Below are 20,974 nucleotides of genomic sequence, written 5' to 3' on the forward strand. Positions count from 1 at the left end.
GGTAATTTGTTTAATTTTTTATTTTGCCAATAAAAGGCGGTGCGATCTTTATTGAATATAAAACAAGATATGTCTTCTTTATCGTCAAAAATCATTGCGACTCTTGCGATAGGTGTTATGGCACTTGCCCTATATTTAGTAGTTATCCCGGCTAATGAGGACAACCCTATTGCACCGACAGTCTCCAATGGCCAAAGTTCTAAAGTGGCAACGCAGAAAACAGCGGCAAAAGATTCTAATGAAACAAATGTAAGTTTTCCTGTTGTTGAGAAGCAGGGCACTGTTCGCAATCCTTTCGCTATTCCGCCGGAGTATATGGACAGCAAGGATAAGGGAACGGATAGTAAATTGCCGGTAACACAGCAACCGGTGCCGGATGCGGGGCAGGTGGCAGCCGGGATAAGTCCAGCAGCACTTGAATTACCTAAATTTAGTGTTACAGGTATAGTCAGCAGTGATGATGGGCAGCAACTGGCCGTCATTAATGATGGCAAGCACTCCAAGGCATACCGCCTGGGAGAACAGGTTGGTGCATATCAGGTAGAATCAATTATGTCAGACATGGTGGTGGTTTCTGGACCTGCCGGACAATTGACATTGCCGATCACTAATAATATAAAAACGGAAAAAAGCATGGCAAAAGAAAGGACAGGTAACGGGAATGATTCAACTCATAACGTGGCGCAATAAGCTAGTTGCTATAGTGGCAGTAGCCATACTTCAGATCTTTGTCATTTTGCCAGTAAGCTTTGCTAATCCGGAGTCGGTCAGTTTAAACTTTGTGCAGGAAGATATCCGGGTTGTGTTACATACGTTGTCATTGTTAAGTGGAGTCAATATGATCATTGATGAATCGGCAGCGAAGGAATCGCCAAATATTACAGTAAGATTGGACAATGTTTCATTGGATACCGCCATTGATTTAATAGCTCAAGCAAAGGGGCTGACCTATCATAAAGTAGATAATACAATTATTTTTGACCGGGCTGATGTGGCTGATTCGGCAGTTATTAAACTGCAGTATGTGACAGCGCAGGATATGAAGTCAACAATTGCTTCGGCGGCAGAAGGGTTAAAAGTGAAGCTGGATACTGATATTCCTTCTAATACTTTATTGGTCACCGGTTCATCGCTAGGTATTTCCCGGATAAAACAGATTGTCGATGAGTTGGATAAGCGACCGCAGCAGGTAGAACTGGAGGCTAAAGTGGTTGCTATCAGCAAGTCTGCCACTAAAGATTTAGGGGTGACCTGGAACTGGGATGAGACCCCCAAAACGTATGAGTACACGCCGGCAGGAACCAGTTATGATTCTACCACTGGTACAACAACAACTACTACCCAGCCTACAATTACTCGCCATACAAGCCTGGCCGATGGTTATCCGGGCATAATTCAATACGGAAGGGATCCGGACGGACATCCTTATGAATTTTATTATACGGCTAAAATCAATGCGCTTGTCAGCAATGGCAATGCTAAAATTTTATCGCAGCCCAAAGTTACGACAATTAACGGTAAACAAGCCCGCATACTTATAGGCGACAGGGTTCCGGTGCAGACTAATACGGTAGCTAATGGAACAACTTCCACTTCTACCACCTATGTGGATACCGGGATTAAGCTAACCTATACCCCCATTGTAGGCGCTGACGGACAGATTACCGCTAATGTAAAGACAGAAGTTAGTACGCCGCAATTGGTTTCTGATATCAAACAATATCAGATCACGACGCGGGAAGCGGAAACGAATGTACGAATGAAAGATGGGGAAACGATGGTGATTGGTGGTTTGATCGGCAGTCAGGAATCGAAGACATACACAAAAGTTCCCTTTTTGGGTGATCTGCCCATATTGGGAACACTGTTTAGAAGCGTCAGCAATTCTGGCAGCGAGTCGGAGATTGTTATATTCTTAACTGCCCATGTTGTTCAATAAAACTTAGTCGCTTGGTTAGGAGGCTCTGGTGAATTTTTCCGACAAACTTTTTTGCCCTGACTTGCGTGTAAAAACTCTTTTGGACATTTCCTGGGATGTATTTGTGAACAATGATCTTAAGGGATTGTTGCTGGATATAGATAACACCTTGCTTCCCTGGGGAGAAGGCCAGGTTCCTAATGATATTAGAACTTGGTTACAGGGGGCTAAGGAACAGGGGATGCATCTTTGCTTGGTTTCCAACAGCTATGAAAGACGAGTAGCTGAAATTGCCCGGAGTATTGATGTCAATTATGTGCATTGGGCGCGAAAACCGGCTAAATACGGTTTTCGCAAAGCCATCCGGGAAATGAACTTATTGCCGCAAAATGTTGCCGTTATTGGCGATCAAGTGTTCACTGACATCTGCGGCGGCAATCGTCTTGGCTGCTATACTATTTTAGTTGTTCCCTTGAGCAAAAGTGAATTTTTTACAACTAAATTGCTTCGTCTACTGGAGAGCCGATTGCTGTCCAGACTGGAAGAAAAAGGATTACTGACTAAATTAGATTAGATTAATTAATAGGATTGAGGAACTCATATGATAACAGGGAAAACTAAAAAGATTGGAATTATCGGTTGGCCGGTGGGCCATTCCCAGTCTCCAGCAATACAAAATGCCGCCTTTAAAGCGGCCGGGTTGGATTATGTGTATGTTCCACTGCCTGTTAAGCCGGACAAGATGGAAGCTGCGGTTGAGGGCTTGAAGGCGCTGGATTTTGCCGGAGCCAATGTTACCATACCACATAAAGTGAACATTATGCAGTACTTGGATAAACTTGATGAGAGCGCAACGAAAATCGGGGCGGTAAATACGATCGTCATCCGCGAGGGAGTTTGCACCGGTTATAATACTGATGGCGACGGCTTTATTAAAGCGCTGTTGACGAAGAGTGTAAACCCTTCGGGAAAAAAAGTAGTGATCCTGGGAGCAGGGGGAGCGGCCCGGGCTGTGGTTTGCGGCTTGTTGCAGCAAGCTGCGGCCTCAATCACAATATGTGCTCGTAATCAGGAAAAAGCGATGCAGTTTTTAAAACTTTTTTCTGATTCTGATAAAATTACTTTTTGCTTATGGCAAGAAGGAGCGGAGTTTAGCGAACAGCTAAGTGCTTGTGATATTCTTGTAAATTGTACTTCCCTGGGAATGTCGCCGAAGCTGGATACCCAACCTTTGGTTGATTGGCAGGCTATTTCTAAACCTATTGCGGTTTGTGATTTAGTATATAATCCATTAGAAACTGTTTTTCTAAAAACAGCGGCTGCTTTGGGGCATAAAATTGTTACCGGTGACGGTATGCTGATTGAACAGGGAGCGTTAGCCTTTTCGTTGTGGACAGGCTGTGAACCTCCTATACCTGTAATGTATCAAAGCTTTAAAATGCCGGACTGATAAAGGTCTATTGCTAGGTTAGTAATTTTTCATTCTGCTATGTAAGGCGGTGGTATGAGTTTTGATATCCAATCGGAAGAGACTGGGCGACTTGCTGGTGGAAACCGGGCTGATTACGCCGGAGCAATTGGCGAAAGCCTTGCAGGTGCAGCGTCAAACCAAGGAAAGAATTGGTAAGGTGATCTTAAGCTTAGGTTATATTACCGAAGAGAATATGATCGAAGTGCTGGAATTTCAGTTGGGTGTACCTCATATCGATCTGAGTAACCTTCATATACCGGCAGCGGTTGCCGGGCTGATACCGGTGCAGATGGCAGAAAAGTATAAAGTGATACCGGTAAACAAACAGGGGCGGAAATTAACGCTGGCCATGGTGGACCCGACCAATTTTTATGCGATTGATGATGTCCGCTTGTTTTCCGGTTGCGAAGTGCTGCCAACTATTGCCCGAGAGAGGGAGGTTTTGCGGGCGATCAGTAAAGCCTATGGTGTTAGTGAGTTGGTGGAAAAGGCAATTAACCGTCTACGGCCGGAAGAAACGCTGGAATTGGAACAAATCCAGACGGCGGATGATGCGCCAGTCATTGGAATTGTAAATAGTTTGTTCAGCCAGGCTGTACGTGAACGGGCCAGTGATATTCATATCGAACCGCAGGAGGTAAATCTACGGGTCCGTTTTCGGATTGACGGTGTACTTAGGGAAATATCTTCTTTTACAATGAATATTCATGCCGCCATTATTTCACGGATTAAAATTATGAGCCAGATGGATATATCGGAGCGGCGGGTACCGCAGGACGGGCGTATCCAGATTCAGGAGGCCGGCCGGACTATTGATATCCGGGTATCTACCTTGCCGACTATTTTTGGCGAAAAAGTGGTTATGCGAATTCTGGACAAACAGGCGGTTATGTTGGATATTGCCCGTCTGGGATTTTCGGCGGACAATCTGAAGCACTATCGAAATTTGTTTAACCAGTCCTACGGGATGATTTTGGTGACCGGCCCTACCGGGTCAGGCAAAACAACTACGTTATATTCCACTTTGGGTGAACTAAGCACACCGGCGAAGAATGTGATTACCATTGAAGATCCGGTGGAATATCGCCTGGAGGGCATTAATCAGGTGCAGGTCAATCCCAAAACAGGCATGACCTTTGCCGGCGGACTGCGGTCTATATTACGACAGGACCCTAATATTGTGATGGTCGGGGAAATACGGGATGGGGAAACGGCTGATATTGCTATACGGGCTGCTTTGACCGGGCATTTGGTGTTGAGTACTTTACATACCAATGACGCACCGGGGGCAATTAGCCGTTTGTTGGATATGGGTGTGGAGCCTTTCCTGGTGGCTTCCTCAGTGCTGGGGGTTATTGCCCAGCGCTTGGTCCGGATTATTTGCCCGGCTTGTAAGCAAGCCTACTGCTCAGCGCCGGGATCGCCGGAACGGGCTTTTCTTGGCGAGCAGAGCAGCCAGGAGGTTGTGCTTTACCGGGGAACGGGTTGTCCGGAATGCGGCAACAGCGGCTATCAGGGCCGTATGGCTATTCATGAAGTGATGCCGGTTTCACCGTTATTACGGGAGTTGATAGCCAAGCGGGTTTCGGCTGATGAGATCAAGGCTGTAGCGGTTAAGCATGGGATGCATTCTATGAAAGATGATGGGCTGCAAAAAGCTTTGCAAGGTTATACAACAGTAACCGAAGTCATGCGAGTTGCCTATGCAACCTTGTAAACCGGCTATCTTTATTGGGAGATATAAACTATGTTGAAGCAATTATTGCAAGAAGCGGTGGAATGCCGTGCCTCCGATGTTCATATTACCGTTGGTGTTCCGCCGGTTTTTCGGATTAACGGACATCTGGTAAAGACCGAACATCCGGTGCTTTCCGTCCAGGATACGGCCTCCTTTGTCGAGGAGATTACCAAAGAGGAACAGCGACAGCGGTTCCTGGAGCAGGGAGAACTTGACTTTTCGTTTGCTATTCCCGGTGTCAGCCGGTTTCGGGTTAACCTGTTCCGGCAGCGCGGTTCCATGGGATTGGCTATTCGGGTGGTAAATGAGCGGATTTCCACGCTGGATCAATTGGGTCATCCTGAGATATTAAAAACGTTGGCGCGCAATTCCCGGGGACTGGTATTGGTCACCGGTCCGACGGGAAGTGGTAAATCAACTACGCTGGCGGCCATGATTGACTTAATTAATAACGAGCGGGCCTGTCATATTCTCACTTTAGAGGATCCGATTGAATACTTGCATAAACACCGAAAAAGCATTGTCAATCAACGGGAAATTCATGCCGACAGCAAATCCTTTGCTAATGGACTCCGAGCAGCCTTGAGGGAAGATCCTGACGTTATTTTAGTAGGGGAAATGCGGGATGCTGAAACCATCGGCATTGCGGTAACGGCGGCTGAAACAGGTCATTTGGTGTTCGCTACCTTACATACTGGTGATGCTTCCCAGACGATAGACCGGATTATTGATGTATTCCCGCCTTATCAGCAGCAGCAGATCCGTGTACAGTTGTCATTGACCTTGCAGGGGATTATTTCTCAGCAGCTGATCCCACGTCGCGATGGGACAGGCCGGGTGGTGGCTCTAGAAATTTTGACGGCTACGCCGGCAGTGCGTAATCTGATTCGTGAGGGTAAGAGTCATCAAATTCTGTCAATTATCCAGACGGGCGCTCGCAATGGAATGCAATCGATGGATTCTTCCTTGAAAACCTTGTATACCAGCGGAACCATTACTTATGAAGATGCCATCATCCGGGCCAGCAACCCGGAGACGTTTGTGAAACTAACGCAGCAATATTGAGTTTTGACAGTAAGTGAGGTGGACAGGATATGGCCAAAAATTTTCAGTATAAGGCACGGGACCGTTCAGGCCGCATCCTGTCCGGGGTGGTATTGGCAGAGGATCAGACGGCTGCTGCGACCTATGTCCGGGAACAGGGGTATTTTATTACTTCCCTGCAGGAAGAAAAGAGCAAAACCTCTACCGGTCAACTATTAAAGAGTCTGCGTCGGGTGAAAACAAAAGACCTGGCGGTTATGTGCCGTCAGTTTAGCACCATGATTAATGCCGGTATGCCTATCCTATCCTGTGTAAATATTCTGGTGGAGCAGTGTGAGAACTCCTTATTAAAAGAAGCTTTGCAGGATTGCTATAAACAGGTGCGGGAGGGAGATACTCTCTCTCGGTCATTAGGAAAGTATCCCCGTATTTTCCCACCCTTAATGATTAACTTAATTGAGGCTGGCGAACTAGGTGGGGTGCTGGACGATGTACTGGAGAGACTGGCTGCTCACTTTGAAAAGGAGCATAAGCTGAATGAGAAGGTAAAGTCGGCCATGGTTTATCCGGCAGTGGTGATGGGGATTGCCTGTTTAGTGGTTGTTTTTATCTTAACTTTTGTGTTGCCGACTTTTACCAAAATGTTTGCTGATATGCATGTAGAGTTGCCTTTCATGACCAAGCTACTCTTAACTGTTAGTGATGTATTACAGCATCATGTTTTAGTGCTCTTGTTATGTATTGGCAGTTTAAGTTACGGAATTGTCTTTGCTTTGCGCAAGCCGTCCATCCGCAAGCAGTTTGACCAGCTAGTTCTGCGTCTGCCGGTGGTTGGTATTTTGACCCGTAAGATTTCCATCGCCCGCTTCAGTCGGACATTAAGTACGTTGCTGCGAGGCGGTGTGCCAATTATCGTAGCCTTAGAGGTTGTGGAAAAAATACTGGGCAATTTGAGTATGACTGAGGCTATGCGCCGGGCCAGAATTGGACTGCGTGAAGGGCAAGGCTTAGCACAGACACTAGGTGCTAGCCGGGTCTTTACACCAATGACGGTACAGATGGTAGCTATCGGTGAAGAGAGTGGCAGTCTGGACCGAATGCTGGAAAAAGTGGCTGACTTTTATGATAGTGAAGTTGAAGATATGGTGAGCCGTTTGAATAGTTTGATTGAACCTCTGATTATTGTATTTTTAGGTATCACCATTGGTGGTATTGTCATAGCCATTATGCTGCCGATGTTTGATATTATGAGTGGTGCGAGCGTGAGATAAAGAAAATTTTAGGGAAAGGAGGTGAAACCAATGACTATGAAAAAAATTCGGTCACTGTTGAGAATGCAGAAAGGGTTTACTTTAGTTGAATTGCTGGTCGTAGTTGCGATTATCGGTATATTGGCAGCAGTGGCTATTCCTAAATATGTTGATTCGACAGCATCTGCTAATGGTGCTAAAATACTGGCAGATTTGCAATCAATAGACAGTGCGATCCAACAATATGCCGCAGATAATCAAGGAACTTTACCTTCAGCTGTTTCGTCGCTTACTGATTATTTTTCGGGAGGGGTTCCAACTCCACCTGCTAGTGGTATTAAGTGGAAAACTAAAGTTGCAAATGGTACATCAGCAGGCGGTACCTATGGAATTAGTAACGGTCGTGCTACATTTGATAGCAAGACCTCTACTGATCTAACAACCACAACAACGACAACAACAGGTTCTTAGTAGTTAATTTAGTTTTTATATGGATGATTCTTTAGAAAATTAAAGGCGGTTTCCTCCGCCTTTAATTACTCTTTTTATACGCAGGAGAGATAGGATGTTTTTATGCATGAATTTGTTTTTTTTTGTGGCAGGAGTATGTATCGGCAGCTTTCTTAATGTTTGCATTTACCGTCTACCTCAAAATCAATCCATCCTTTATCCGCCGTCACATTGTGGAGTTTGTAGGCAGCGGCTGCAGATACTTGATCTGATTCCCGTGTTTAGTTACCTTTTCTCACGGGGCCATTGCCGTCATTGCGGCGCAGCTTATTCAAGCCGATATACCATTGTGGAATTATTAACAGGCTGTTTATTTATTTGGTGCTATACGGTATTTGGTATAGGATTTCCCTTAATTAAAGCTCTTATACTGACTTCTTTTTTACTGGTTATTACTTATATTGATTACGATCATCAGCTTATTCTGGACAAGGTGTTATTATTTATGGCTGGGGCTGGTGCACTGATAGAATGTTTGACGCCATCTGTTGGATTACTTTCTATGCTGGTTGGAAGTTTAGCCGGCGGCGGACTACTGTTGCTCATCGCCATTGTCAGCAAGGGTGGCATGGGCGGCGGCGATATTAAGCTGGCGACGGTGCTGGGAATTTATTTGGGTGCTAAACTTACCTTGCTGGCACTGTTTCTCTCGTTTGTCATCGGCGGAGTTGTTGCTGTTTTTATTCTCTTGCTCAAGCGCAAGGGACGGCGGGATTGTATTCCCTTTGGACCGTTTATTGCTGCCGGTGCTTTTCTTAGTCTGCTCTACGGACAGGAATTGATCCGGTGGTATTGGAACTTATGTATGGGGTGAGCGTATGCAGCGCGGTTTTACCTTCCCCGAAGTGTTAGCGATTTTTCTGATTGTCGCATTGACGGCTACCATGGCGATTCCGTCGGTAAACAACGGCTTGGCGGCACGCGAGCTGGAATCGGCGGCTATGCTGCTAGCCTCTGATTTGCGTTATTTGCAGCAGCTTTCGCTCAATGCGGCACCGGGGAAAACCTATACCTTGGTTTTTCGCAATGCAGCTCCTTTTGGTTATTATCTGATGAGCAATTTACAGGTTGTTAAACATATTCAATTCGATTCATCTATTGAATTGAAAGCGCCGCCACCTTCGGTAAGTTTTTCTGTCGCCGGAGTGCCGAAAAGCGGCTATACGATTACATTACGCAGTAAGAAAATCGGCAAATTTAAGTATATATTGATTGAAGGAGCCATTGGCAGAGTTCGTGTAAGTGACAGCGGTGCATAAAGCGAAAAGGTGTGAAAGCTTATATGCGTTACTTTCGTGGGCAGACTGGTTTTTTCCTGATCGAAGCATTATTTGCCGCGCTGATTCTACTCATTGCATTACCTTCTTTGACGATATTGACAACCCAAGCCTTTCAGCGTGCGCAGCATGCTCATCGGGCTGTGCTGGCTGCTAATCTGGCACGGGAAAAACTGGAGGAGTTAAAGGCCGGCATTGAGACCGGAAAACAACTAAATTTTGTTGAGCTTCCCTGGCAATTGCCGGAAGAGAGGCTAAGCGAACCCGGTGGACAAGCGGTTTATATCCGAAACGGGCAGGTTACCGCAGCCGGGCCGGTGGGTAAGTATTCTCTTGTACAGGTTTCGATCCAGGTGACCTGGCAGGAACATAGTCAGTCGCAGGAAGTCGTACTCGAAACTTTTTGCGTGCTTACTCAAGTGTCTGCCGACAGCGAGAATGGCCGGCCGGTGGTTGTATGAAGCTCTGTCGTTGGTCGATGGCAGGTATCTCCTTTCTAGAACTGCTGGTAGGTTTGCTGTTGAGTACGCTGGTGATGACGGCCGCCCTGCCGGTGGGAATGCAAAGTCTCCGGCTTTGGCAGCAGCATCGACAGCAGATAGATTCCCGGCAGGCAGCCCGGTTTGCCATGGATTTTATGGTACGGCAGCTGCGTTATACCAGCTATATTTACCTGCCTGTTCCGAACGGCAGGGAAGCCGGTGAGCTTGATTTCCAGGACCCTAACCTCCCTAACCCTTCAGGGGGAATATTATATAAAAAATCAGTTTCCTTTAGGTTGGGAAATGGTGCCGGCACAAGAATGAGAACCCTTTACCGGAGTGTGCCGGGCACCAGCCAGCCGGTAACCGAGGAATGTATTGCTAATTTATCCTTTCATCGTGATCCCCGTATGCCGCAGCAAGTGTCCATTGAATTTGATATTTGGGAGCCTGTGGCCAGGCAAACTGTCGGACATTTGAGAACGGTCGTTTATTGTCCCAATCTTTCATTGCCATGAGGTGTTGATCATGAAGGATGTATCCATATGAGATGGTCAGCGCACTGTTTGAACGAGCGTGGCATGGTAACTGGAGTGGTATTAGCCGTGGTGCTGCTAGTCCTGGGTATTGGCGGTGCTATGCTGCAGCTCAGCGCTTCAGAGGGAGCGTCTGCCGGCGGGTATATCGACGGTATGGCTGCCCATTATTTAGCTGAGGCCGGCGTAAAAAAAGCAGTCAGCCAATTGCCGCAAGATCCGTTATGGCCGGGAGAATCGGCAAAACTGGGGGAAGGGACGTACCAGGTAACGGTGAATCCCCTGTCTGGTAAAATTAGTTCAACCGGCAAAGTTCGCACAGCTGCCCGGCAGCTTACCGTTTCCTATACCATTTCCGAAGATGATAAAACAGGAAATAAAATCATTCAATATACGTGGGACAACAATTAGGAGGGATGATCGTGGAAGTTAGAAACTGCATGGAAGACTTGGTGTTTGAAGTACTGGATGAAGTGATTGAACGGAATAAGGATATGTGTAAGTGCCCGAAATGCCGGGCGGATATTGCCGCAATTGCCTTGAACTTTTTGCCTTCCCGTTATATTGCTACTGCTCGGGGAGAGATGTATTCCAAGATTAAAACCTTGGAGCAGCAGTTTGCCATTGATATTATTACCGCGATTACCTATGCCTGCCAAATTGTTGGTAAAAACCCGCACCATGGACGAGGGGAATGATAAATGAAAACGTGGGCTGCAAAACTATTTAAAACCAAAGCATCTTCACATGTGGGGCTGGATATCAGCGCCACATCAATAAAAGTTGTGGAAGTCGCCAGGCACAGAGACGGTGTAGTTGTGCAGCGTATTGGTTCGACGGACATTCCGGAAGGTGTCATGCAGGATGGGACAATTGCCGATGCGGAAAAGCTGGCGGACGTTATCCGGACACTGGTAGCGACCACGGGAATTCAGCGTAAGGAAGTAACCGTTGGATTGGGTGGCCGAAAAGCTTATTCCCGTGAAATTTCCCTGCCAGTAATGAGTGAGCCGGAGATGCGGGAAGCCATCAAGTGGGATATTGATCAGTATGTACCTTACGCACCGGGATCTTATTATTATGACTTTGCCGTACTGGACACCGTTGAAAATGAGACCAAGATACTAATTGTGGCCGCTCAGCAGGAGCATGTCAAAGTTATTTCGGACTTATGTTCCCATGCCGATCTAAAATTGCTGACTGTTGATTTTGAGGCACTGGCCTTGCAGCGTACCTTAGTGCAGGATCAGAATATGATGGTGGTTGATATTGGTGAGATTGTTTCTCAGGTTATTATCTACCAGGGACGTTTACCGGTATTGGTGCGCACCATTCCTTTTGGCGGGCGTCAGTTTACCGAGACTGTTATTCATCACTGCAATGTAAGCTATCCGGAGGCGGAGCAGCTTAAAAACAAGGAACTGAATTTGCTGCAAGCGCAGCCGGCGATAGCAACAGATGATACCTATGCGGCACTGCGACAGCAATTTATTATCCTGGCGGAAGACCTAAGCCGTGAAATACGCCGGACTTATGAATATTATCAAATGCAGAATCCCCGTGTGGTAATGGACCGGATTTATCTTAGCGGTGGCGGAGCTAAACTGGGCCATTTACCGGAGTTTTTGCAGAAACAATTGCAATTGCCCGTTACTGTGCACGATCCTTTACTTACTTTACAGACTGTTCCCATGTACGATAAACAATATTTGACTGCTGAGGCGGCACGTTTGGCGATTGCTATCGGTTTGGGCTTAAGGGGGCTTAGTGATGATTAAAATCAACTTGTTGCCAGTAGCTGAACGTCCCTCGTTGATTCCGGTTACCAGGATCATCACTGCTATGACGGCGGGAACACTGGCTCTATGTGCCATGCTGTTTTTTTATCATGCCGGCTGGCTGTGGCATTTGGAACAACAGGTTGCCGATGCGAAAAACCAGCATGAGCTCTTGCGCCCGGTGGAAAACAATCGGATAGAAGCTAATACCCGCTTGGGCAGAATTAGTCAAAGAGAGATTATCTTAGCGGAGCTTACTAAGGAGCGCAAGCCTTGGAATGCCTTGATTACCCACTTGGCGGAAATCACACCGCCGCAAGTTTGGTTTACCCATGTAGGATTGGATGATAAGGAAAAGGAAAAACTCATCAAGATTGTGGGAATTGCCGATAAATATACCGATTTGGCCTCATTAATCAGCCGGCTCGAGAGCGATGACGTTTTTGCCAATCCCGTATTGGCAACAGGAGAACGGAAGACTGAGCAGGTGGTTCCTTCTACCCGGTTTGAGATTACGGTACAGCTTAAGGAGTCAAAACCATGAATACGTTGCTGAGTAAGCTGACAATGGATATTGAACAGTTATCTGTGAAAAATAAGATTGCCGGGGCTACTGCCATTCTGGCTGCTTTTGTGGTAATATTCATTATGATGGTAATTTTGCCGCAAAGGGAACGTATGGCAGAACTTACCGTTACGTTGCAGCAGGAAGAACAGGTTGTAAAACAATTGGAAGATTACTCCCGGAAACACCCGGATCTGGCGCAATATGTAGCCGAACTGGATGCGAAAGAAGTCCAGTTGGGTACTTTATTGCCCGAGTCTGCCAAAGTCAGCGATGTATTGGTGGAACTAGACCGGGAAACCAAGGCAGCAGGACTTGAACTTGTTTCGATAAAACCCGGTGAAATGATAAATCAAAAGGGTTATCGGGCATTGCCGATGGAACTGGTGGTTCATGGCGATTTCCACAACATTCTTGATTTTGTAACCAAAATGGATAATCTGTCCCGTTTTACTAATGTTCTCAGCATATCGACTGACTTGCATGATCAGATTTTGGAAACTAAATTGATTATAGCCACTTATATTTTAGGTGAAGCTCCAAATCAGAAAAAGACGGAAGAGCCGAAAAAATGAGGGCATCGCAGTTAATAGTCCTGCTGCTTAGGGAACCGTTGATTTAATGAGCCTGTTGACCTGACGAAAGATTTTTTCGACTGGCAAGGCAGGAAAACTGCAGGAATAGTTCAGCTATTTCAAGGTTTTGCTGACGCAGCCGGGCGTGAAAAGATTCGTCTGGACGCGCAGTGCGAATGAATCAGTGGTTCCCTAGTAAAATACTTGACAGAGGTGGATGGCATTGCGTTTTTTCACAGCAGGGGAGTCACACGGACCGTGTCTGACAGCCATTATTGAGGGGCTGCCGGCCGGTTTGTCCATTGATATTGACAAAATCAACCAGGATTTGGCAAGGCGGCAGCAGGGCTACGGCCGGGGCGGCCGGATGAAAATTGAACAGGATACCGCCGAGGTGCTGTCAGGCATCCGTTTTGGCGAGACGCTGGGCAGCCCGGTTACCTTGGCAATTAGAAATAAGGACTGGGCTAATTGGGGCGGCCGGATGGCGGCTTTTGGTGAGCCGGAAGGAAAACAGGTATTGGAAGCGCGGCCGGGTCATGCCGATCTGACCGGGACGTTGAAATATGACCGGGAAGATATCCGGGACATTCTGGAACGGGCCAGTGCCCGGGAAACAGCGGCCCGGGTGGCGGTCGGAGGGATTGCCAAGCAGCTGTTAGGCGTATTTGGCATGACCATTGTTTCTCATGTCACCAACATCGGCGGCGTACAGATCAGTGAAAGTGTTGATTATGCATCGCTGGAACAAAGAAAGGCCGGTTCTGATCTATCCTGTATCCAACCGGATGTTGAGGATAAGATGAAAGCGGCTATTCAGCAGGCTAAGGAAGCCGGTGATACGCTGGGCGGCATTTTTGAAGTGGCAGCGTTGCAGGTCATACCGGGGCTGGGCAGCCATGTTCAGTGGGACCGGCGGCTGGACACCAGACTGGCTGCTTTACTTATGTCTATTCCGGCGATTAAAGGCGTGGAGTTTGGCGCCGGATTTGGTTATGCCGCTTTGCTGGGCAGTGTGGCCCATGATGAGATTTTTTATAACGAACAGCAAGGGTATTCCCGTCAGACCAACCGGGCCGGTGGCATCGAGGGCGGTATGAGCAACGGTGAAGTGATTGTGGCCCGGGCGGTAATGAAGCCGATTCCTACGCTGATGAAGCCGTTGGCCTCGGTGGACATAAAGACCAAGCAAGCAGTCAAGGCCAGTACCGAACGCAGCGATGTCTGCGCCGTTACGGCAGCGGCTGTTGTGGGTGAGGCTATGCTGGCTATTGGGCTGGCTCAAACCTTATTGGAGCAGTTTAGCCGTGACAATATGGCTGACCTGGCAACAGCCGTAAAAAGCTATACCGACCGGGTAGTTGCGAAATAAACAGTTGCTTTTATAGGGAACGATTGTTAAAATTGATGTAAAAGCTAACAAGTCGGTGTGTGTTAGTGGTTGGTGTACCGGGGGATGAAATGAAGAATATCGTATTAATCGGCTTTATGGGAACAGGCAAGACCAGTACGGGACGGCTTTTGGCAAATCGCCTGGGGCGTCCTTTTATTGATACAGACAAGAAAATTGAGCAGGAAAATAACATGACCATTCCCGAGATGTTTTCTCTTTATGGGGAAGCTTTTTTTCGCCAAAAGGAAAGGGAAATGGCCGCCAAAGTAGGACGGTATACTAATGCGATTATTGCGACAGGTGGCGGTATTGTACTTGATCCGGAAAATATTGTCCGTTTGCGAGTCAATGGTTATATTATTTCCCTTACCGCTTCGGTTGAGGTGATTCTGGAGCGTACCGGCCGGCGCAACACCCGCCCGCTTTTAAACTGCGCCGACAGGGAACAAAAAGTAACGTCTCTGCTGGCGTCACGAGCGTCCCTGTATAGGGAAGCTGCTGATTTTGTGATTGACACCAGCGCCTGTACACCGCAGCAAGTAACCGACGAAATTATCGCCTTTTTGCGCAGAGGAGGGCGTTTACGTGGAAGAAGTTAAAGTAAAGGTAGGACAAGATGGGTACTCCATCTATATTGGGCAACATACGCTGGCGCAATTGGGCAGCCTGATGGGCCGAAACGGTTTAACCGGAAAGGCTCTGGTGTTGACTGATGCACAGGTGGGCGCTTTGTACGGCGAGCAGGTGCTTGGCATATTGGCAGAAGCGGGTTTTACCGCCGAACTGTTTGCCGTTCCTCCTGGTGAGGATTCCAAGTCACTGGCAGTTGCCGAAACGGTATTTAGCAAGGCAATCACTATGGGGCTTGATCGCAAGTCGGTTATTGTGGCTCTCGGCGGTGGTGTGGTCGGTGATTTGGCTGGGTTTATTGCCGCAACTTATTTGCGCGGCATCCCCTTTGTCCAGGTGCCGACTACCTTATTGGCGCAGGTTGATTCCAGCGTTGGCGGCAAAGTGGCTGTCAATCATGCGTTGGGAAAAAACCTGATCGGCGCCTTTTATCAGCCGCGGCTGGTGCTGATAGATATTGCCCTATTGCAGTCGCTGCCCGAACGGGAACTGGCTTCCGGACTGGCGGAAGTGATAAAATACGGTATTATAGAAGATGCGGACCTATTTTCTTATTTGCAGAAAAACAGCCGGCCGGTACTGGCGAAAGAACCTGAGGCGCTGCAGCATATCATTAAGCGCTCTTGTGAAATCAAAGCCGCTGTAGTGGAACAGGATGAGAAAGAAAACTCCCTGCGGATGATTTTGAATTTTGGCCATACCATTGGGCATGCAGTGGAAGCCGACACCGGCTTTGGTTTATACAGCCATGGTGAGTCGGTGGCTATCGGGATGGTGGGAGCTGCCTCCTTAAGCGCTGCGCTGGGACTTTGCTCTCAGGAAACAGTGGATACGATAAGGTGCATAATAGCTCAGTACAACCTGCCGCTTGGTGCTCCGGAATGTACAACCGATCGGCTGATGCCTTTTCTGGTACGCGATAAGAAGGCGGTAGGTGGCAAGATTCACTGGGTGTTGGTGCGGTCTATCGGCAGTGTACTCATCAAAGATGATGTACCGCCAATGACGGTTGACGAAATTTTACAGGAAATCACTTGCTAACAGGCAGTAAATGGTCCATACTAATATTGTAGCAGCTCTGCTTGAGAGATGCACGTTGGATCTTATCCTTAAAAAGAATACAGCAGGATCAAACATAGAGTTGTACTCCTAAGAAAACATGGGCAGGATAAAACCTGTCGTGAATCAAACAGTGTTTTTCTATACTAAACGAGCAACCCTATGGCTGCTCGTTTTTTCTTGGCGAGGAATCTTTTTGGCGAATCTTTCATAAAAAGAGGCAGGAGAGTTTTCCCTAAAGTAGAATAAGTATTACAAAATTGTATTTTTAGATATGCCAAACGTTTTCTATAGAGGGACGTTGTCATATAGCTAGTGATCTGTAACCCCTAATTCTATAGTGTTCTTACGAGATCTTTTCCGCCCTGCTTTGTTGTCGTCGGCTTACATATTCCCGATATGTGCACCTCCTCCGCTTCGCAGGACGAAGAATCTCTCGTAATTCATCCTATAGGCTTAGAGTTTACAGACCACTAGTTTCATCAGAAAAAGTATTTATAGCCGATAAAACTACTTATTTTTTAGTGATGGAGGATGAAAGAATGGCACAGCGAATTGCAGTATTGTCAAGCGGCGGCGACGCTCCGGGAATGAATGCGGCTATACGCGCGGTAGTGCGTAAAGGCTTGTATCACGGTTTTGAAATGATCGGTGTGGAAAGAGGCTATGACGGTGTTATTGGCGGCAAATTCATGCCGATGAATGCAAAATCGGTTTCCGGTATTATTCAATATGGCGGAACCATCTTAAAAACGGCCCGCAGCGAAGCTTTCCGTACTTCCGAGGGCTTTATTGAAGCGATCAATCAGTTGAAACGGTTTGATATTGACAGTCTAGTGGTCATCGGTGGCGACGGTTCAATGGCCGGTGCGATGAAACTGGCGGAAGCCGGTATTAAAACGATGGTGATTCCGGCGACAATCGATAATGACATGGTCGGTACCGATTATACGATTGGTTTCGATACGGCTGTCAACACCGTGCTTGATGCGGTGAACAAGATACGTGATACAACCGCTTCCCACGAACGGGTGGCTATTGTCGAGGTTATGGGACGCCATGCCGGTCATATTGCCTTAATGTCCGGACTGGCTTGCGGGGCAGAGATCATTCTGCTGCCCGAACGTCCGCTGGATATTGAAAAAGTTTGTGAACGCCTGCAGAATACCTACCGCCGTGGTAAGCTGTATAGCATTATTATGCTGGCCGAAGGCGTGGCTCACGGTTTTGATATTGCCAAGATTATTGATGAAAAAACCAGTTTTGAACCTCATGTCACTGTGCTGGGCTACATTCAGCGTGGCGGTATGCCGCTGGCAACGGATAACATCATGGCCAGCCGGATGGGTGGTGCTGCCATCGACAGCATTATCAAGGGTGAGGTAAACCGTCTGACGTCGATACAGGCCGGTAAGTTGATTACCGTACCCTACGAGGAAGCCGTGAAGTACAAGAATACCATTGATATTGCCGATTATGAACTGGCAGGAGTATTGGCTACCTGAAAAAAGGCGGCGGGTTATCGTACTTAGGTGCGGGTAGCCCGCTTTTTTTATGGAATGTTACGAAACTTACCGTCTTATGTATAATTTTTAATCGGTTTGGTAATAATTATGGCAATATTACTCGCCGCTAGTGGTTCGCCAATTTTGCAAGGACAAATTAATTTGCGAGGATTTTTTCGCAAGGCAGGGCAGGTCGGCTTACCTATTGAACAAAGGTAAGCTGACAACAATGAAGTCTTGCGAAAAAGGAACCGTCAAGTAATGGGGTAGTTTCCAAGTTGGCGAAACACTATGGCAGCGGCTCAAGGGGTGCGAACTATGTTGCCATTTTCCAAGTTTACCGGAAAGTTAAAAACAATAGGGCTGGTTGGCGGGATACTGGTGGCCGCAGGACTGGGGTTTTATCTGTATGTTCATCCAGGCGCTTTCCATAAACCGGATGTCATGCAGGATGCTGAAGTCAGCAAGCCGGATAATAAAATAAAAATCAATACCGAGACTGCCTTGGTCCAACATATTCTTTATACCAAATGCAATGATGAGGAAGTCTTACAGACAAAAGCGCCTGATACCGTGGCTGGCTTTACGCTGGCTCAGGTGCAGCAGGTGTATCCTGGCTGGACAATCAATAAATTTGATACGGCGGAAGTGGATATGACTCTCAAGGTCGACAGCTATTGCCGGGAGCATGCCAACAATATGTTCCTGGGGATTAAAGACGGGCATGTCGCTGTTTTCTACGGGAAACCTGGCCCAAAGGCCATCGTGAAAGAGGTCACAGCTATTCCGGTTAACCGGTTGATGGAACAGGATTTGACTGAGCTGCGTCAGGGTCTGGTCGTCAACTCTAAGGAGGAAATGCTGCGGACTATTGAGGGATTGCAGTCACGGTAATTAAGGAATAAAAAAAGAGGGGGAAGCCCTCTTTTTTTACATTGTAGGTAAAAAAGCAGAGAATATATAAGCTTGGTAAACGCAGGTTGGATATAAGGCGTAATGTACCTTGCCGGGTTACACGAAAGGGAAAGTTGCCGGACTGCATAAAAAAGGAATCTACTGTCCGGCTGTAGAATTTAGTAATCCAGGATAGGAGAGGATTACTAGATGTTGGCATTAGGTATTGATCCGGGAACCGCTATCTGCGGTTATGGCTTGGTCGAACTGCGGCGCAGCACATTAAAGGCCGTAGATTACGGAGCGATTGAGACCAGTCCGCAACTGACGGCGGCTAAGCGGCTGACCATTATTCATCAGGAACTGGATAGGCTTATCAAGAAATATCAGCCCGATGTGGTTGGTGTGGAGCAACTTTTTTTCAGTAAGAATGTCCGGACCGCAATGGCTGTCGGGCAGGCTCGCGGCGTCATTCTGCTGGCTATTGATCAAAATAATATTGCGCTGGCCGAATATACGCCGCTACAGGTAAAACAGTCGGTTGTCGGATATGGCAAGGCGACCAAGGAGCAGGTTATTTTTATGACGCAGCGGCTGTTAAATCTGCCCTGTAAGCCCAGTCCGGATGATGTGGCGGACGCTTTGGCCATTGCTATTTGCACAACCCATTCGGCAGGAAATAATCTTGTGTCATGGGGTACTAAATTATGATCGGTTATTTGCGGGGTGTCATTTCCCACCTTATGCCGGAATACTGTCTGCTTGATGTGCAGGGAGTGGGCTACCGGATATTTATTGCCGGTTCAACCAGGCAGAAGCTGTCGGTTGGTGTGACGGTTTCCTTGTTTACTTATATGCATGTCCGGGAAGATGCTTTATTGCTTTATGGTTTTTCCACACAGGATGAATATGATCTGTTTATCCGGGTCACCTCGGTGAGCGGGATCGGTCCCAAAGTAGCGATGGGCATTCTGTCCGCCTGCAGTCCGACAGATTTTCGATTGGCTGTCGCCAGTAACCATATCGCCTTCTTGACCAAGCTGCCGGGAATCGGCAAGAAAACAGCCGAGCGGATTGTTTTGGAACTGAAAGATAAGCTCGGTGCTGGCCTGGCGGCAGGAGCCGCCGTGCTGACTACTACCGGTCCGGCTATTGCCGTTAACGATAGCGAGGTGGAACAGGCCTTGCAGGCGCTGGTAGCCCTAGGCTACAACCAAAATGAAATCATGCCGGTGTTGAAGGGACTGGACGGTGCCGGTCACTCAGCAGAAACGTTGATCCGGCTGGCGCTTAAGGAATTTGTCAGGAGGTAGTTATGGAGGAAGATCGCATTATAGCGGCCGATGAGCAGGATGTGGACAATTGGCAGTATAGTTTGCGTCCGCGGCGTCTGGCCGAATATATAGGACAGGATCAGGTTAAAAACAGCCTGTCCATTTTTGTGCAGGCGGCGTTAACCCGCCAGGAAGCGTTGGACCATGTGCTCTTATATGGGCCGCCAGGATTGGGAAAAACTACCATGGCTAATATTATTGCCAATGAACTGGGTGTTAATTTTAGAATCACCTCAGGTCCGGCGATCGAACGTCCCGGTGATTTAGCGGCTCTGCTAACCAATCTGGGTGAAAAAGATGTTCTGTTTATTGACGAAATACATCGTCTGTCCCGCAGCGTGGAGGAAATTTTATATTCAGCTATGGAAGATTATGCCTTGGACATCATTATTGGCAAGGGTCCTAGTGCCCGGTCGATCCGGTTGGATTTGGCTCCTTTTACTTTGGTGGGAGCCACCACTAAAGCCGGTGCCCTGGCGGCGCCGCTGCGGGACCGTTTTGGTGTCATCTGCCGGCTGGAATATTACAGTCCGGAGCATTTGGTGTGCATCGTAAAGCGGGCCGCTCAAATTTTAGAGATTGATATTGAGGAACGCGGTGCCTGGGAAATCGCCAAACGGTCCCGGGGTACGCCGCGCGTGGCCAACCGTTTGCTAAAACGGGTGCGGGACTATGCTCAGATTGTCGGCGAAGGCACCATAACCGACGAGATCGCCGATAAGGCACTGGCTATGCTGGAAGTGGATAAGATTGGGCTGGACCGGACCGACCGGGAATTACTGCTGGCTGTAATTAAAAAGTTTGGCGGCGGGCCGGTCGGTTTAGAGACTCTGGCGGCATCGATCAGTGAGGAGACCGATACCATTGAGGATGTCTATGAGCCCTATTTGCTCCAACTGGGCTTTATTAACCGTACGCCGCGGGGACGGGTGGCTACGGCGGCCGCCTATCAGCATCTGGGCATTGCGGTGAAGGAAAACGGCCAGGTAAATTTATTGTAAAGAGGTATCGTAAA

25 protein-coding genes are annotated in these 20,974 nt (G+C 47.7%); all 25 read left to right on the forward strand.

All coding sequences use genetic code 11. The annotated features are described in order from the left end of the window. The first annotated feature begins 51 nt into the window (after nucleotides 1–51). The 25 genes from F3H20_RS00685 to ruvB all read left to right on the forward strand — a co-directional run bounded on the left by F3H20_RS00685 (nucleotide 52) and on the right by ruvB (nucleotide 20,960). Nucleotides 52–690 (forward strand): hypothetical protein, encoded by a 639-nt coding sequence (locus F3H20_RS00685; protein ID WP_149733076.1) that lies wholly within the window; start codon nucleotides 52–54, stop codon nucleotides 688–690. Next, nucleotides 662–1,939 (forward strand): secretin N-terminal domain-containing protein, encoded by a 1,278-nt coding sequence (locus tag F3H20_RS00690; protein WP_149733077.1) that lies wholly within the window; start codon nucleotides 662–664, stop codon nucleotides 1,937–1,939. The genes F3H20_RS00685 and F3H20_RS00690 overlap by 29 nt, the downstream gene beginning before the upstream one ends. Before the next feature lie 28 nt (nucleotides 1,940–1,967). After that, nucleotides 1,968–2,492: a YqeG family HAD IIIA-type phosphatase gene (locus F3H20_RS00695; RefSeq protein WP_188128155.1), complete on the forward strand. Its 525-nt coding sequence runs from the start codon at nucleotides 1,968–1,970 to the stop codon at nucleotides 2,490–2,492. 27 nt (nucleotides 2,493–2,519) lie between these two features. Beyond that, a complete protein-coding gene (gene aroE / locus F3H20_RS00700; protein WP_149733079.1) occupies nucleotides 2,520–3,368 on the forward strand; it encodes a shikimate dehydrogenase in 849 nt (282 codons plus the stop codon). 61 nt (nucleotides 3,369–3,429) lie between these two features. Beyond that, nucleotides 3,430–5,106, forward strand: a complete 1,677-nt coding sequence (gene gspE / locus F3H20_RS00705) for a type II secretion system ATPase GspE (protein WP_149733080.1) — start codon at nucleotides 3,430–3,432, stop codon at nucleotides 5,104–5,106. A 30-nt stretch (nucleotides 5,107–5,136) separates the two neighbouring features. Next, on the forward strand, nucleotides 5,137–6,192 hold the full coding sequence (locus tag F3H20_RS00710) for a type IV pilus twitching motility protein PilT (RefSeq protein WP_188128156.1): 1,056 nt from the start codon (nucleotides 5,137–5,139) through the stop codon (nucleotides 6,190–6,192). Nucleotides 6,193–6,221: 29 nt separating this feature from the next. Next, nucleotides 6,222–7,442: a type II secretion system F family protein gene (locus F3H20_RS00715; RefSeq protein WP_149733081.1), complete on the forward strand. Its 1,221-nt coding sequence runs from the start codon at nucleotides 6,222–6,224 to the stop codon at nucleotides 7,440–7,442. Nucleotides 7,443–7,472: 30 nt separating this feature from the next. Then, entirely contained in the window at nucleotides 7,473–7,892 is a 420-nt protein-coding gene (locus F3H20_RS00720; protein ID WP_223191544.1) for a type II secretion system protein, read from the forward strand. A 106-nt stretch (nucleotides 7,893–7,998) separates the two neighbouring features. Further along, entirely contained in the window at nucleotides 7,999–8,745 is a 747-nt protein-coding gene (locus F3H20_RS00725; RefSeq protein WP_149733082.1) for a prepilin peptidase, read from the forward strand. A 4-nt stretch (nucleotides 8,746–8,749) separates the two neighbouring features. Then, nucleotides 8,750–9,190 (forward strand): prepilin-type cleavage/methylation domain-containing protein, encoded by a 441-nt coding sequence (locus F3H20_RS00730; protein ID WP_149733083.1) that lies wholly within the window; start codon nucleotides 8,750–8,752, stop codon nucleotides 9,188–9,190. A gap of 23 nt (nucleotides 9,191–9,213) precedes the next feature. Further along, complete coding sequence (locus F3H20_RS00735; RefSeq protein WP_149733084.1) at nucleotides 9,214–9,669, forward strand: type IV pilus modification PilV family protein; 456 nt, start codon at nucleotides 9,214–9,216, stop codon at nucleotides 9,667–9,669. Beyond that, nucleotides 9,666–10,208 carry a PilW family protein gene (locus F3H20_RS00740; protein WP_149733085.1) on the forward strand — a complete coding sequence of 181 codons (543 nt, stop codon included), beginning with the start codon at nucleotides 9,666–9,668 and terminating at the stop codon, nucleotides 10,206–10,208. The genes F3H20_RS00735 and F3H20_RS00740 overlap by 4 nt, the downstream gene beginning before the upstream one ends. A 27-nt stretch (nucleotides 10,209–10,235) precedes the next feature. Further along, nucleotides 10,236–10,637 carry a hypothetical protein gene (locus F3H20_RS00745; RefSeq protein ID WP_149733086.1) on the forward strand — a complete coding sequence of 134 codons (402 nt, stop codon included), beginning with the start codon at nucleotides 10,236–10,238 and terminating at the stop codon, nucleotides 10,635–10,637. 5 nt (nucleotides 10,638–10,642) lie between these two features. Next, on the forward strand, nucleotides 10,643–10,924 hold the full coding sequence (locus F3H20_RS00750) for a late competence development ComFB family protein (RefSeq protein WP_223191545.1): 282 nt from the start codon (nucleotides 10,643–10,645) through the stop codon (nucleotides 10,922–10,924). Nucleotides 10,925–10,927: 3 nt separating this feature from the next. Beyond that, nucleotides 10,928–12,004 carry a type IV pilus assembly protein PilM gene (gene pilM, locus F3H20_RS00755; RefSeq protein ID WP_149733088.1) on the forward strand — a complete coding sequence of 359 codons (1,077 nt, stop codon included), beginning with the start codon at nucleotides 10,928–10,930 and terminating at the stop codon, nucleotides 12,002–12,004. Then, nucleotides 11,997–12,548 carry a PilN domain-containing protein gene (locus tag F3H20_RS00760; protein ID WP_149733089.1) on the forward strand — a complete coding sequence of 184 codons (552 nt, stop codon included), beginning with the start codon at nucleotides 11,997–11,999 and terminating at the stop codon, nucleotides 12,546–12,548. Before pilM ends, F3H20_RS00760 begins: the two co-directional genes overlap by 8 nt. Further along, nucleotides 12,545–13,144 (forward strand): type IV pilus inner membrane component PilO, encoded by a 600-nt coding sequence (gene pilO / locus F3H20_RS00765; RefSeq protein WP_149733090.1) that lies wholly within the window; start codon nucleotides 12,545–12,547, stop codon nucleotides 13,142–13,144. Before F3H20_RS00760 ends, pilO begins: the two co-directional genes overlap by 4 nt. 223 nt (nucleotides 13,145–13,367) lie before the next feature. After that, nucleotides 13,368–14,516 carry a chorismate synthase gene (gene aroC / locus F3H20_RS00770; protein WP_223191546.1) on the forward strand — a complete coding sequence of 383 codons (1,149 nt, stop codon included), beginning with the start codon at nucleotides 13,368–13,370 and terminating at the stop codon, nucleotides 14,514–14,516. Between the two features lie 89 nt (nucleotides 14,517–14,605). After that, complete coding sequence (locus F3H20_RS00775) at nucleotides 14,606–15,136, forward strand: shikimate kinase (RefSeq protein WP_149733092.1); 531 nt, start codon at nucleotides 14,606–14,608, stop codon at nucleotides 15,134–15,136. Then, complete coding sequence (gene aroB, locus F3H20_RS00780; protein WP_149733093.1) at nucleotides 15,123–16,208, forward strand: 3-dehydroquinate synthase; 1,086 nt, start codon at nucleotides 15,123–15,125, stop codon at nucleotides 16,206–16,208. The genes F3H20_RS00775 and aroB overlap by 14 nt, the downstream gene beginning before the upstream one ends. 560 nt (nucleotides 16,209–16,768) lie before the next feature. Next, a complete protein-coding gene (gene pfkA, locus F3H20_RS00785; protein WP_091743588.1) occupies nucleotides 16,769–17,731 on the forward strand; it encodes a 6-phosphofructokinase in 963 nt (320 codons plus the stop codon). A 318-nt stretch (nucleotides 17,732–18,049) separates the two neighbouring features. Continuing rightward, nucleotides 18,050–18,625, forward strand: a complete 576-nt coding sequence (locus tag F3H20_RS00790) for a BofC C-terminal domain-containing protein (RefSeq protein ID WP_149733094.1) — start codon at nucleotides 18,050–18,052, stop codon at nucleotides 18,623–18,625. A gap of 210 nt (nucleotides 18,626–18,835) precedes the next feature. Further along, the gene (ruvC, locus tag F3H20_RS00795) at nucleotides 18,836–19,336 is read left to right on the forward strand and encodes a crossover junction endodeoxyribonuclease RuvC (RefSeq protein WP_149733095.1); all 501 of its coding nucleotides are present in this window, start codon (nucleotides 18,836–18,838) and stop codon (nucleotides 19,334–19,336) included. Further along, nucleotides 19,333–19,938, forward strand: coding sequence for a Holliday junction branch migration protein RuvA (gene ruvA / locus F3H20_RS00800; protein ID WP_149733096.1), 606 nt, complete (start codon nucleotides 19,333–19,335; stop codon nucleotides 19,936–19,938). The genes ruvC and ruvA overlap by 4 nt, the downstream gene beginning before the upstream one ends. A 2-nt stretch (nucleotides 19,939–19,940) precedes the next feature. Next, nucleotides 19,941–20,960, forward strand: a complete 1,020-nt coding sequence (gene ruvB / locus F3H20_RS00805; RefSeq protein ID WP_149733097.1) for a Holliday junction branch migration DNA helicase RuvB — start codon at nucleotides 19,941–19,943, stop codon at nucleotides 20,958–20,960. Nucleotides 20,961–20,974 lie beyond the last annotated feature (14 nt).

It is taken from the genome of Propionispora hippei DSM 15287, from assembly GCF_900141835.1.
In the GTDB taxonomy this organism is placed as follows: domain Bacteria; phylum Bacillota; class Negativicutes; order Propionisporales; family Propionisporaceae; genus Propionispora; species Propionispora hippei.